This is a genomic window from Chryseobacterium rhizoplanae (genome assembly GCF_900182655.1).
In the GTDB taxonomy this organism is placed as follows: Bacteria; Bacteroidota; Bacteroidia; order Flavobacteriales; family Weeksellaceae; genus Chryseobacterium; species Chryseobacterium rhizoplanae.
The window spans coordinates 70,796-84,380 of record NZ_FXTC01000014.1 but is presented as its reverse complement, the minus strand read 5'-3'; the positions used below and the strand labels follow the sequence as shown (position 1 = coordinate 84,380).

The following is a 13,585-nucleotide window of genomic DNA, read 5'->3' as shown; positions in this document are numbered from 1 at the left end:
TTTTTTCCCGGAACGCTTTATTTATAATGAATGAAGCGAATTTTTTATATTAAAAAATTAATATCATCTTCCAGATATACACTGCTCCAAAACTGACAAGAAGAGATAAGAATCCTATAAACATAGGCCAATAACCCATAATATCGTTTTTCCTTTCTGAATAAAACTCAGTTGCGTCTGCCAGATTGAGTTTCCTTCCTGCATACAAACCTATCAATTCTTTCTCTGTATGAAAAGTTTTCACCTCATCTGTTTTTGTATTCACTAAAAAATATTCATTATCAAAAGTTTTTCCAAAAATCTGATTGCCATACTCTTCCACTTTTGTAACTCCTGAAACCAATGTCGGTCCATTTTCTTTATTAATGCTCGCTTGTTCCGGTAAGTCAATAAATAATAATTGATAGTCATTTTTCAAAGGAACATACCATGCATCACCAATACCGATGTCAACTTTCTTATTATTTGTTATAATGGATAAACCAATAATTCCAACAATATAGAATGTATAAAATCCAACAAATGGAGCAATAAATGCCAATAGTAATTTCCTTTTCCTTCTTTCTTTTTTACTGATAAAATAAGTAATTGTACAACTTACAACAGCACATATAAAGCTTAAAACAAATAAGAAGAAAAGATGTATCAATATGACAAAGCCAATTCCCATTATTTATATTTTTTATGCATAATCAAACCATATATGATGTGCAAAATTCCGAAACCAATAGCCCAGAACACTAACCCCCAACCTAAAAAGAATAAAGAAATAAGTCCTAAGACAATTTCAAAATATCCCAGATACTTCACATCCGTTAAGGTATATCGTTCTGCCGATACTAATGCCAATCCGTAAAAAATCAATGTTGCCGGAGCGATGAAAACAAAAAGATGATGATAAAGAAGTGCCAGGCAAAAAACGCCTCCTGCTATCAAAGGCACTGCAAAGGTAATCAAAAGCCGTTTTGTAGTGGCATCCCAGATCTTCAATCCTTTCTTTTTACTTTTATGAGCGGTAAAAATATAGCCACTAAGAATAGCAACCACTAAAATAACGATTCCAATTACAACAAGTTCTTTAACCAGGGCCGGACCGAGAATATTCCTGTCTCCATCAAAATAGCTGATTCCCTCCCTCTGAAAAACAAAATATACATAAATAGCCCCAATAATTGCCGTTAATCCGGCAACAACTCCGGATAATCCACTTAAAGAAATAAATCTGGAAGACCGTTCCATCATGGAACGGATATGGGATAAGTCTTCGTGATAGTTTTTTGTCTCCATAAAAAGAACTTTGAATTACAAAGTTATAATTTATTTTTAATCCACCAATTATTTGTTTTAAATTTTGATGATATTTTTTTCACATCCCATTCCGGCAATTCCTAACTTTAAGAAAATAATATAAATAAAGTGATATGTCAGAAATTCAACCAGATTATACGGAGGTACATTTGGAGGAGAATATTCCGCTAAGTGATGAGGAAATACAAAAATTTGAAACAGATCAAAGAAAAATCACGCAGGTAATGCCTGCTATTCTTGGCGGCTGTACATTTTTTGTGATGGCTTTGGCTGCTTTCTTTATTAAAGACGAATTCAGCAAATTCAAATATTATGATTACATTCTGTTTGCAGGAGCGGGATTGGTGCTGTTTGGTATTGCTTATACAATGTATCTTCTTGTAACCGGATATGACCGTCGGAACTGGACAAAAGATAAAACCACTGGCAAGAACAAATTATTAAGCATTGTGATTGATTCAGATACAACAGAGTATGGCGGATACCTGACATTTGCCGGCCCAGCTAAAAATAAAAAAATAAGGCTCTTGGTGAATCAGGATGATTATTCCCGATATAAAACCGGAGCAAAAGTTGTTGTCACGTATTTAAAATACAGCAAAACAGCTCTTTCTATCAAGGAGCTTTGATTATCTTGCAACAAGTGATTTCCTGTTTAGGAAAAAGAAAACCCCGCTAAAAGCGAGGTTCTCAAAGATATATTAAAATTTGTTTTTTTATAACGGATTCTGAACAATCAATGGATTGGCATTGATCTCCGTTCTTGGAATCAGGAATTTCCAGCGTAAATCTGTATTGAACATTAAGACATAAAAAACCGGAGAAACAAATGTTTTTCCGGTTCATATTTAGATTAAAATCCTATTATTTTTTTAATAAAGAAAAAATTATTTCGCTCTCAACTTTTCTTTAATAGACTCAATATTTTTCTTCGCAGAATCTTCCAGAATCAGACTTGCACTCATATGAATTCTTGCAGGCATCAGTTCATTGAAATGGTCTGTACCTTCCCAAGAAACTTTTTTAATTAATGCTAATGCATCATTGCTTCTTGACGCCAAAGTCTGTAAAAAGGACTCCAACTTCTCATCCATCTCCTCAATAGAAGCTGATACAGAATGGTAAATATTGTGCTGTTCAGCCCATTCAGCAGACCTGAAATCTGCATCAATTGCCATCGCTGAGAATTGTGATTTCCCTATTTTTCTTTCTACATAAGGTCCTATTACAAAAGGTCCTATTCCAAGATTGATCTCAGTAAGTGCTAAAGCTGAATCTTTTGTTGCAAAACAATAATCTGCTCCACAGGCAATTCCAACCCCCCCACCGGTTGTTTTTCCCTGAACTCTTACCACTACGATCTTTCCACAGTTTCTCATAGCATTCAATACTTTTGCAAAACCACCAAAGAATTGCGTGGAAGCTTCCAGTTCTTCAATCGCTAAGAGCTCATCAAAACTTGCGCCTGCGCAGAAAGCTTTTTCCCCTGCACTTTTTACTAAAATAGCCTTAACCTCATCTTTTGCACCCTCTTCGAGAATGGTTGCTGCCAGTTTTTCTAAAATTGCTCCCGGAAGAGAGTTACTTTTGGGTGTTCCGAAACTGATCTCGGCAATATTATTTTTAATTTCTGATGCTACAAATTCGCTCATTTTTATTTTTATTGGATTCTTACAAAAATACGAAATACGGCTCTTTCAGAGAAACTTAAAGATAATAATTTCCATTATAGATGTACCTTTTACAAGATTCCCTATACGTAGAAATACGGAATCTTTAATTTGGTATTTTCTACTCTAGTACTCATTTCTTAATAGTTGTTCCTTTGGCTTAGAAATAATAACCAAAGGCGGAATCTGAAAAGCCCTTAAAAGAGTAAGAGAATTTAAAACTAAAAAATCATTACCATGGAAGAGTACATTGGAATTGTAAAGTTATTTGCAGAAAATTTCGCGCCTAAAGGCTGGATGTTTTGCGACGGAAGTTTAATAAGCATTTCAAGAAATTCGGCCTTATTCTCTATTTTAGGAACAACTTACGGAGGAGATGGTATCACTACTTTTGCGCTGCCTAATTTAAAAGGACGTATGGCTTTGGGAGCAGGAAATGTAAATGCCAACCAGTTTTATCCTTTGGGAGTGGTATCCGGTACTACACAGAATACTCTTTTAACTTCAAATCTTCCAAGCATCGGAGGTGGATTTCAATTGAAAGTTGCTAATAAAAACGCCAACTCATCAACCCCTACTGCAACATCATCTATTGCCATCTCGGGAACACAGGTAGGAAGAGATTTCAACGTGGTGTCCAGCTTTATAAATGATTCTAATCCTGACACCGTAATTAACGGACAAAGCATTTCTTTTGTAGGACAAAATGTACCAGTGAATAATATGCCTCCTTATCTGGGTTTAAATTATATCATCTGTGTTGAAGGCATTTATCCTCCAAGAGATTAATATTCATAATACCTAATATTTAAAACAAAAAAATCATGAAAAGCACTACTTTTTTAACAATTTGTAGTCTGCTCATTTCAATTTTCTCATTCGGGCAGACCAGTACAGAACAATTTGAAACGGAATCACACGGAAGTACAAGCTTCACCGACAATGGAGTCATTTTCAATATCATTTCACATGTAAGTGTTTTTGACATCCAGGGGAATTTTCCGGGAACAGGATGGAGCGGAACAGCGAATGATAACAGATACATTGACAATTCCAATGACACTCAATTTCCGCCATCATTCAGTATTAAAACCACTTCAAATTTATTTAAGGTAAACAGATTCTGGATGTATCTTTCAGCACTAAATCTAGATCTCAATGTAGCAGGAACACTTACTGTAACAGGAAAATTAAGCGGAGTAACAAAATTTACCCAAACAAAAACTACAGGCTTCGCAACAAGCTTAGGAAGTACAAACGGATATACCCTGATTGATCTCACCAACTTAAATGGTCAAAATTATTCCAACATTGTGATTGATGAACTACAACTAACAGTTGGCGGAGCATTCAGATATGTTGGCCTGGATGCTTTCACCTGGGTAAAAGACAGCAATCTGGTATTGGGTACTTCTGAAACTAAAAGCATTAAAAAAGACCTGACTGTTTATCCTAACCCAACCAACGGACCTATTTCTATCACAACGGAAAAAGCCAGTGAAGCTAAAATCTACAGCCTGGATGGTAAGACGCTGAAAACAATACAAACCCAGAGAGGAAATAATGAAATCAATATTTCAGACCTTCCGAAAGGAGTTTATATTATCAAAACAGCAACAGAATCAACGAAAGTAATTAAAAACTAATTTCAGGAAATTTTATAAAAGTTCTATATCCCATAAAGATTCTAATTCATGAATGACAAAACCCTTAATGTTTTATTAAGGGTTTTGTTTTTTCAATGCCAGAATATATTTGTCTATATACAGCTGTTTTTCTTTTGATTTGTATTGCTGAATGTATCTGGGATGTTCCAGGACAGTCATGGTATCAAACAGCTTTGCTTCTTTATTTAGTTTTAAAATAAAGTCAGCATTTTTTTTACCTAAAACAAAAACCTCTGATGTATCGAGATTGAGGCTGATATGTTTCTGCAGAGATTCGATCATAAAGTCTTTTACTGCTTCAAACAACTTTTTATCATCATAGTAATTGGCATTAAGCCATCCGTTTTTTGTTTTTCTCACAATAGCCAGCGGAAATGGAGAATTGATGTAAATGTCTTTGTAGAAAAGATCTGAACCGCCATATTCTTCAATCATATCATACATAAAAACGGAAGAAACTTCATGAGTACGGGCAGATTCCATTTTTATACCACAAATGCTTTCAAGTCTTTTTGTATCGGTAAACGGAACGCCTGTAACCCCTGCTCCATGACGGCTAGGGTTGATTCCAATGATGAATTTTCTCTGGGCTGAATCATTATAATATTTATGATAAAACTTCTGCATGACCGTCAATGTTTCGGGATTATCCAGGTAAGGGTTCAGAACTTCAAAACCTTCAGGAAGTTTTCCTGTATAGTTAAGGTTTTTATTGAACTCAATGACATGATCTGCAAAAGTTGTATTCATACTTAATTTTTAAGAAAAACAAAATTTTCAGGTTGATCGTCATCACCACCCTCGTCTTCGTCCTCATCTTCGTCACTTAAAGCCAATTCAATATCGATGAATTGAATGTATAAACCACAGATTTCTTCGTTAGCATCATACGCGAAGTAAACAGGATAAGTACCATCACCAAAACCACTTGCAAACATTGGAATCTGGTAGCTGGTACCAGGAACCGTCCAATTGATCCAATCACCCGCTTCCCTCTGATTATTGGGACGGTCTTTATAGCTTTGTGAGAAAATTTCAGCGAAATAATCATCATAAACATTGTCAACAGCCATTCCATCTACAAATTGATCTACAAAAGGAAGTACTTCTTTATCAGTAATACATCCTAAACCAGCATCCACGGCGAAACCAAAATAATCATCTTCAGCTACGTCCTCCAATTCTTCAATCCCAACTAATGCTTCTCTGTAAACAACAGGTTTTTCTTTGGTAAATTCAACTTTTACAACAGCATATCTGTCTCCCCAATCTTCAGATTTTACCACAGCAATGGTCACAGGAAAATTTCCTTTCGGAGCCTGAATAAAATAAGGTGATTGATTGGCATTTAAAGAAACCAACGGATCTCTTACCACCACTTTTCCTGAAGGAAGAGAAACATTTCCTATTTCCATTGTATCCATTTTCTGTCCCAGAATTTCATCAGAAGTAAAATACTCTTCCAGATCTGTAGGGCAAATCAAAATATTTTTCACTTCTTCCCATTTTTGCATCCAGCTTTGGCTCATAGTATTTTATTTTTGAATTAATTTTAAGATTGAAAATAATGAATAAATCCAAAGACATCAAATAAGACTATATTTTTAACAAAAGATTATAAAAACAAAGCTACAAATCACAGGGAAATGCAGCTTTATGTATTGTTTTAAGTTAAAAAAATCTAAGAATCGGCACATATATAACATGCTCTTGCAATATCAGGCCATCTTCCAGGGAGACAACAGCTTCCGGGAGGACAAGGATTAAGGACACAAGACCAGTTTGGCCCGGCTCCTTTAAGAGATCTCAACTCGTGTCTTGAAAGTTTTTTTAAGTTTTTCATAGTAATCAGTTTTGATATTCTTTCCTACTCTATATGCTTTTCGGATTTCGCCTATTAAAGTTAATCATTTTTTCATCATTACCCTTGTCAGGGTTTAAGACTTTGACAAGGATAATCAACAAAGGTTATTAAAATTCACCATCAAAATCAATTGTCTTTTGATGTGATAATACAAAATTTTCCCTGTTATCAAATAATTCAAGAACTTCATCTCTTTTTAATAACGTTTTTGACTTGCTCAAAATAGATTGATAAGAGGAGAAATTATATTTTGAAAACTGAGCAATAGAATGATTTTGCGGATTTTGGTGAATATAAATTATTATGTTAATTAAATATTTATCTGACGTAATCAATTTTCTTTTAAATGGAGACTCAATAAGAGCACCATATCTTTTGTTCTCTTTATTAAAAGCCTGGGAATAAGAATTGAAAATTCGAGCAAATTGTTTTGAAAAAATATTCTGAGGAGAATTAAGACCCGTTTGAGTAGCCTTGTCAAGGTTTTGAACCTTGACAAGGCTACTCAATTCAGGATCAGATTTAATCTTAACTAAAAGATGAAAATGATTAGACATAAGGCAATAGGCATACACATCACAAACAGGAATAAGAAATTCGGAGATTTTATCGAGAAAGAACTCATAGTTCCGCTCAGATTTGAAAATAGGTTCTCCATTAATCCCACGATTATAAATATGGTAAAAACAGTCTGCTTCAATTGGAGTAGTTCTAATATCTGCCATTTCATTTGTATTTTTTAAACTTTGAAAATATAAAATATTCCTGAAACAACAATTGTTACCCTTTTTCCTTGTCCATCAAAAAATCCCTTCCAATTACTGAAAGGGATTTTAAATTTATATTTTCCTGGATTAAATCAATCCAAACTGCTGGAAGTGGTGGGTAAAATGTTTTTTGTGCATTAGTTCCCACATTTCTTTATTCAGTTTTCCGAATACATAATTCATGTGTTCCGCCTGTGGATTTTCTTTATAATAGACCACAAATTTCTTCAGGTTATCCATGAATGATTGTTTTGCCGCTTCCAGATTTCTGTGTGTTGGTTCCGGAAGTGAGCCATCCTGAGGAAGGAATGGAGCCGTAAATTCTTTTGGCATTGCTCTGTGATTGTAAAGAGAATCCTGCCATTTTTCAAGATTTTCCTCTGGAGTGAAACATTTTTCTGCTTCAGGTTCACCAAAGCTTACCAGAAGAGCCTTCTCCAAATGCTCAATCATCTGTTGTGGTGACATTTTCCCCCAAAGCGCAGGCGTACTTTCTGTTAATCCATTTAACATTTTCTGAATATTTTTTACATCCAGATCAATGAAAGGGGATTGTTTTGCAACCAATGTTAAGATTGTTGCCACGCAAACTACCTCATCTCTTTGGTTCACCACTTCAACCAGCCATTTTACAACACCTGAAGGAATATTTCTTCCTTTTACTCCTCTGTTGATTTTTTCTTTTGCTGTTAAATAAACAGTGATCGTATCTCCGGCATATACAGGTTTAAAGAAACTACATTCTTCTAATCCGTAATTGGCAATAACAGGTCCTTTTTTACCTGAAACAAATAATCCTGCCGCTGCTGAAAGGATGAAATAGCCGTGAGCTACCGTCTTATCAAAGATGGTTCCTGATAAACTTGTTGCATCAGTATGAGCATAGAAATGATCCCATGAAACATTGGAAAAGTTAACAATATCTGCATCGGTAACAGTTCTTCCTGCGGTTTCCAAAGAATCTCCTACTTCAACTTCTTCAAAATACTTTTGGAAAGGATGTTTGTCTGAGAATTTTTTCTCCGCTCCCTGCTGGTAGATCTTTGTAATTGCTTTCAGTACATCCGGTGATCCCTGAATGGCTGTTTTCTGTAAGAAGAAATGAAGACCGCTTAGTCCGCCCATTTCCTCACCACCTCCAGCTCTACCAGGACCTCCGTGCATTAATGTAGGAAGTGGAGAACCGTGGCCCGTACTTTCTTTAGCGTTATCTCTGTTCAATACAAAGATTCTTCCGTGCTGGGAAGCCATTTTCCATGAAGTTTCTGCGATAAAATTCTCGTCATGAGAAATGATTGAACCTACCAAACTTCCTTTTCCTCTTTTTGCCAGTGCAGCTGCTTCTTCAGCATCTTTATATGGCATCAATGTAGATACCGGCCCGAAAGCTTCTACATCGTGAGAGATATTTTTTTCAAAAGGCTTGTCATTCAGGAATAGTTTCGGGCTCATAAATGCACCATTTTCATAATCGGCATCTACCAGCTCGTGCTTTCCGTCATAGACAAGTTCTGTTTCTGATTTTAAGATATTTACTTTTCTCAGAACTTCTTCGTACTGCTGTCTCCCCACCAAAGATCCCATTTTGGTTTCTCTGCTTAATGGGTTTCCTATTTTAGTCTGATCCAAAGCTTTAGACAAAGCATTCTGAACATCACCGATTAAGTGCTCAGGAACGATAATTCTTCTGATCGCTGTACATTTCTGTCCTGCTTTTGTGGTCATTTCGTTACGAACTTCTTTGATGAATAAGTCAAATTCCGGAGTTCCCGGTTTTGCTTCCAGTCCGAGGATAGAACAGTTCAGGGAATCTGCTTCCATATTGAAACGGACTGCATTTCCTGCAATAGAAGGAAGGGATTTTAATTTTCTTCCTGTATGGGCAGAACCTGTAAATAATACAGAATCTCCATCCTGTACATAATCCAGAATATTTCCTGGTTCTCCGCAAACTAACTGAACAGCTCCTTCAGGTAATACTCCACTTTCAATCATATCCTGAAATACTGCATTGGTAAGATAAGATCCGAAAGGAGATGGCTTCACAATAGAAGGAACACCTGCTAACAATGAAGTAGAAAGCTTTTCCAGCATTCCCCACACCGGAAAGTTATAGGCATTGATCTGTACAGAAACCCCTTCACTAGGTGTTAAAATATGAGTTCCCAAGAAAGTTCCGTTAGCAGAAATCTTCTGAGTATCTCCATCTACCCAAAATGAAGTATTGGGAAGCATTCTTTTTGCCAATCCGGAATAGGTAAAGAAAGTTCCGAAACCTCCTTCAATATCCACCCATGAATCTACACGGGTAGCTCCTGTTTTATATGATAAGTCGTAATATTTTTTCTTTCTTTCCAGCAGGTAAAGTGCTACTTTTTTCAACATTTCTCCACGGTCGTAGAAAGTCATTGAAGAAAGGTTTTTATATCCTACTGTTCTTCCATAGTCAAGAGCCTGCTCAAAATTAAGCCCTTCTGTATCGGAAACAGCTACCTGCTCTCCTGTAACGGCATTGTACAAAGGAACTCCGTTTCCGGTGCCTTCTACCCATTCTCCGTAGATATAGTTTTTTAACTTTTCCATATAGTTTTTTACTTTTTGCTTAGATTTTTCTTTTTAATAAAATTGCTAATAACCAGATAAGGGATAAAAAGTGCCAGCCAGCAATCTAAAATGATGACAATTTCAACAAAAAAAATATAGAAATTGTCTTTCTGCTTTAGTCTGGCAATTACCTCATCTGATTCAACATGTTCCAAAGCATCTGAAATCCCTATTGATTCTTTTGCAAAGTAAAATCCTAACGCATTCACAATGATGACAATAATCAATATTACAATCCAGTATTTTTTCAGAACGTTCATCAGCTGAAACTTATTTACTTCGGTTCCTGATAGGGAAACATTTTCACTAATCCTTCATATAAACTTCTGTGAAGAATGGTTGCGTGATTGTCTGTTTCCATCATTTTATATTCTAATGTCCAGTTTTTCTTTCCTGCTTTTGTCAAAACATCGTAGAAAGCTTCGGCATCTTTTACCATTACAGGATGTTCTCCTTTTCCTACAGAAACATAGACAAACTTTTTAGTATCCGAAGATTTTGCAAGTAATTGAGGAGCCTGTTTTAAAAGACTTTCATCATCCCACCATAAACTTGGACTGATAATAAAATAGTTATTGAACATTTCCGGTTTTTTCAAAAGGATTTCTGTTGCCAAAAGTCCTCCCAAAGATTGGCCGAACAAATATTTGTCTGTTGTTTTGAACTGACTCTCCACATAAGGTTTTAATTCTTTCTCAAGGAATGCTATAAACTTATCCGAATGTCCTGTTGTAGGATAATCTTTCTGCAAGTCCTTCAAATCTGTATGAAAAGTAAAATCCCTTTTTCTGTCTACATTAGCAACTCCTACCACGATGGTTTCCGGCATGGAATACATCTGATTAAAGAATTGTACTAATCCTGTCACGTGAATAAAATCTTCATTCATACTTCCATCCAACAGATAGATCACCGGGTATGATTTTGTTTTATCATAGCCTTGTGGAAGATAAATATTCAACGTTCTGTCTTCATTTAACGTTTTGGACTTGATCGTCCTCACTTCTCCTATTGTAAGCGGTTTTGTTGTAACAGTCTGTGCTGATACCACACTATTCATCGCCAACACCATACTGCATACAAATGCAATTTTTTTAATCATATTTATTTTTGTTAAACCTAACGGGTTTTTAAAACCCGTTAGGTTTGATTATTAGCAATTATTCAAAATTTAAAAAATCATATTCAATAGTAGACTTATGATAATTTCTAAAAATTTCTACCGAATCAAAATACCGCATGATTTCTTTTCTATTCAATTTACTTTCTTTTTCAGAATTTAAATACGAATTATACGAGGAATGCTTCCATTGATCAATTTTATTTACCAATCCGTGATTAATCGGATTATTATGGATGTAATGTAAAACTTTCAATAAATATTTTTCATCAGATATTTTCTTTCGTTTTATTGCATTCAGAAAAAGAGCTCCTTTTCTATTATATTTTTTGTTGTAAGCTTTAGCATAAGCATTCAATAAATTCCCAAAATGCTTCATTAAAAACTGATGCTCATTTTCACTATTCACATCATCAAAATTCTTAAATCTTAACAATAAATGAAAATGATTAGGTAATAGACAATAAGCATAAATATAAGCGATCGGAAGAATATATTTTTCTACCTTTTTCAGAAAAAATTGATAATTTGACGGCTCACGAAAAATAACTTCAGTCCCATTTACATGAGAGAAGATGTGATATGTACCTTCAAATTCAAAATTTTCTGTATTAATCATTTTAAATCTGGTATTAAAATTTTGAAACTAATAGATTTTCTTATACACTATTATTTTATATCATCCCAAATACTGTAATCAACAATTTTTGTTGGAATCTGCTGAACATATTCTGTAAAAGGCTCACAAGGCAGAATAGCTTCTTTTCCTTCTCTTGCCAGCTCCTGATAGAGTTTTGTTCCTTCTGTTTTCCAATGGATCATTTCATCGGAAACATCACGGATAATCTTTGCAGGACTTCCAACGATCAGTTTCCTTGGTTCACATCTGAAATTAGCCGGTACAAAAGCCAATGCTCCAACGATACTTTCGTCACCGATATAGGCTTTGTCCATTACAACGGAATTCATTCCAATCAGACAGTTTTTTCCAATGTGTCCTGAATGAATGATTGCACCATGTCCGATGTGTGCAGATTCTTCCAGTATGGTTTCTATATTCGGGAAAACATGAAGGGTACAGTTTTCCTGTACATTGGCTCCGTCTTTAATGATAATTTTCCCCCAGTCTCCACGGATTACCGCATTGGGACCGATATATACTTCTTCCCCTATTTCTACATTCCCGATAATGACTGCCTGCGGGTGAATGTAAGCAGATGGTTTTATAATGGGACGAATCCCGTGATATGAGTAGATGTTCATATTTTTTAATTTGAAAATCTGAGAATGGGATAATTTGAATATTGATAATGTCTTTAAAACATTTTCAAATTCTCAAATCAACTCACTTTCAAATTAATTATACTTTTTCGATTACCATTGCATATCCCTGTCCGACACCGATACAAAGGGTACACAATGCATATTTCTTATCCTGCTTCTGAAGTTCCATAGCTGCAGAACCTACAATTCTGGCTCCGGAAACTCCCAGTGGGTGACCAATTGCTATTGCTCCACCATTTGGATTTATTCTTGCGTCATCATCTTTTAATCCTAAACTTCTTGTCACAGCAAGTGCCTGTGCTGCGAATGCTTCGTTGAGTTCGATGATGTCCATATCTTCAAGAGAAAGATTTAATCTCTTCAATAATTTTTGAGTGGCTTCTACAGGACCAATTCCCATGATTCTTGGCTCTACCCCTGCTACGGATGATCCCAGAATTTTTGCTTTTGGTTTTAATCCATATTTTTTTACGGCCTCTTCACTTGCTAAAATCAAAGCAGCGGCTCCGTCATTCATTCCTGAAGCATTTCCTGCAGTTACCGTTCCTTCTTTTCTGAAAGCCGGACGCAGTTTCGCCAAACCTTCCATAGAAGACGTCGGCTTGATAAATTCATCTTTTTCGAAAACAACAGGATCCCCTTTTCTTTGAGGAATCTCAACTTTTACAATTTCTTCTGCCAGCCTTCCGCTTTCCTGAGCTTTCGTTGCTTTCTGCTGAGACCAAAGAGCAAATTTATCCTGATCTTCCCTGTTGATCTGGTGGATATCTGCTAAGTTTTCAGCAGTTTCTCCCATTCCGGCAACCCCGTATAATTCTTTCATTTTAGGATTGATGAAACGCCATCCGAAAGTGGTATCAAACATCTGGCTGTCTCTTCCGAAAGCAGCACTTGGTTTTGACATCACATAAGGAGAACGGGTCATATGCTCGACTCCACCTGCAATATAAATTTCGCCTTCACCTGCAGCAATGGAACGGAATGCATTGGCTACAGCAGACATTCCGGAAGCACATAGTCTGTTTACCGTCTCACCTCCGATTTTATAAGGAAGACCAGCCAGTAAAAGTCCCATTCTTGCTACGTTTCTATTATCTTCTCCTGCCTGGTTGGCACATCCGAAAATAACGTCTTCAATTTCCTCTACAGGAACTTCAGGATTTCTCGCAACTACTTCCTTGATCACAATAGCAGCTAAATCATCTGCTCTTACCTCTGATAATCCTCCCTGCAGTTTTGAGATGGGAGTTCTGACATAGTCTATGATGTATACGTTGTTCATAATTTTACTTTGAAAATAG

The 13,585-nt window shown here is 35.8% G+C and carries 16 protein-coding genes; 3 read left to right on the top strand and 13 right to left on the bottom strand.

From position 1 onward, the window contains the following. Nucleotides 1-49: 49 nt before the first annotated feature. Both FN817_RS21600 and FN817_RS21595 read right to left on the bottom strand, forming a co-directional pair. Complete coding sequence (locus tag FN817_RS21600) at nucleotides 50-670, bottom strand: hypothetical protein (RefSeq protein ID WP_142719727.1); 621 nt, start codon at nucleotides 668-670, stop codon at nucleotides 50-52. Then, the gene (locus FN817_RS21595) at nucleotides 670-1,287 is read right to left on the bottom strand and encodes a hypothetical protein (RefSeq protein ID WP_142719726.1); all 618 of its coding nucleotides are present in this window, start codon (nucleotides 1,285-1,287) and stop codon (nucleotides 670-672) included. Before FN817_RS21595 ends, FN817_RS21600 begins: the two co-directional genes overlap by 1 nt. 134 nt (nucleotides 1,288-1,421) lie before the next feature. Between FN817_RS21595 and FN817_RS21590 the strand changes: the two genes are divergently transcribed. Next, nucleotides 1,422-1,937 carry a hypothetical protein gene (locus FN817_RS21590; RefSeq protein WP_142719725.1) on the top strand — a complete coding sequence of 172 codons (516 nt, stop codon included), beginning with the start codon at nucleotides 1,422-1,424 and terminating at the stop codon, nucleotides 1,935-1,937. A 258-nt stretch (nucleotides 1,938-2,195) separates the two neighbouring features. Here the strand turns inward: FN817_RS21590 and FN817_RS21580 are convergent, their stop codons facing one another. Beyond that, nucleotides 2,196-2,960 carry an enoyl-CoA hydratase/isomerase family protein gene (locus FN817_RS21580; protein WP_142719724.1) on the bottom strand — a complete coding sequence of 255 codons (765 nt, stop codon included), beginning with the start codon at nucleotides 2,958-2,960 and terminating at the stop codon, nucleotides 2,196-2,198. A 255-nt stretch (nucleotides 2,961-3,215) separates the two neighbouring features. Here FN817_RS21580 and FN817_RS21575 point away from each other — a divergent pair, with 255 nt between their 5' ends. Next, entirely contained in the window at nucleotides 3,216-3,767 is a 552-nt protein-coding gene (locus FN817_RS21575; protein ID WP_142719723.1) for a phage tail protein, read from the top strand. A gap of 35 nt (nucleotides 3,768-3,802) precedes the next feature. Continuing rightward, entirely contained in the window at nucleotides 3,803-4,624 is an 822-nt protein-coding gene (locus FN817_RS21570) for a T9SS type A sorting domain-containing protein (RefSeq protein ID WP_142719722.1), read from the top strand. 75 nt (nucleotides 4,625-4,699) lie between these two features. On the opposite strand, the gene FN817_RS21565 is transcribed toward FN817_RS21570, so the two are convergent. The 10 genes from FN817_RS21565 to pcaF all read right to left on the bottom strand — a co-directional run bounded on the left by FN817_RS21565 (nucleotide 4,700) and on the right by pcaF (nucleotide 13,566). Then, a complete protein-coding gene (locus FN817_RS21565) occupies nucleotides 4,700-5,395 on the bottom strand; it encodes an SMUG2 DNA glycosylase family protein (protein ID WP_142719721.1) in 696 nt (231 codons plus the stop codon). Between the two features lie 2 nt (nucleotides 5,396-5,397). Next, nucleotides 5,398-6,174: a DUF4241 domain-containing protein gene (locus FN817_RS21560; RefSeq protein WP_142719720.1), complete on the bottom strand. Its 777-nt coding sequence runs from the start codon at nucleotides 6,172-6,174 to the stop codon at nucleotides 5,398-5,400. Nucleotides 6,175-6,326: 152 nt separating this feature from the next. Then, nucleotides 6,327-6,488 (bottom strand): bacteriocin-like protein, encoded by a 162-nt coding sequence (locus FN817_RS23280; RefSeq protein ID WP_167497914.1) that lies wholly within the window; start codon nucleotides 6,486-6,488, stop codon nucleotides 6,327-6,329. 128 nt (nucleotides 6,489-6,616) lie between these two features. Then, nucleotides 6,617-7,234 (bottom strand): transposase, encoded by a 618-nt coding sequence (locus FN817_RS21555; protein ID WP_142719719.1) that lies wholly within the window; start codon nucleotides 7,232-7,234, stop codon nucleotides 6,617-6,619. Between the two features lie 129 nt (nucleotides 7,235-7,363). Beyond that, nucleotides 7,364-9,859, bottom strand: coding sequence for a phenylacetic acid degradation bifunctional protein PaaZ (gene paaZ, locus FN817_RS21550; protein WP_142719718.1), 2,496 nt, complete (start codon nucleotides 9,857-9,859; stop codon nucleotides 7,364-7,366). An 8-nt stretch (nucleotides 9,860-9,867) separates the two neighbouring features. Beyond that, nucleotides 9,868-10,140, bottom strand: a complete 273-nt coding sequence (locus FN817_RS21545) for a hypothetical protein (protein WP_142719717.1) — start codon at nucleotides 10,138-10,140, stop codon at nucleotides 9,868-9,870. A gap of 14 nt (nucleotides 10,141-10,154) precedes the next feature. Further along, nucleotides 10,155-10,982, bottom strand: a complete 828-nt coding sequence (locus FN817_RS21540; protein WP_142719716.1) for an alpha/beta hydrolase — start codon at nucleotides 10,980-10,982, stop codon at nucleotides 10,155-10,157. 58 nt (nucleotides 10,983-11,040) lie between these two features. Next, a complete protein-coding gene (locus tag FN817_RS21535; protein ID WP_142719715.1) occupies nucleotides 11,041-11,619 on the bottom strand; it encodes a transposase in 579 nt (192 codons plus the stop codon). Between the two features lie 50 nt (nucleotides 11,620-11,669). After that, nucleotides 11,670-12,263 carry an acyltransferase gene (locus FN817_RS21530; protein WP_077413742.1) on the bottom strand — a complete coding sequence of 198 codons (594 nt, stop codon included), beginning with the start codon at nucleotides 12,261-12,263 and terminating at the stop codon, nucleotides 11,670-11,672. A gap of 97 nt (nucleotides 12,264-12,360) precedes the next feature. Then, nucleotides 12,361-13,566, bottom strand: coding sequence for a 3-oxoadipyl-CoA thiolase (gene pcaF, locus FN817_RS21525; protein WP_142719714.1), 1,206 nt, complete (start codon nucleotides 13,564-13,566; stop codon nucleotides 12,361-12,363). Nucleotides 13,567-13,585: the final 19 nt, after the last annotated feature.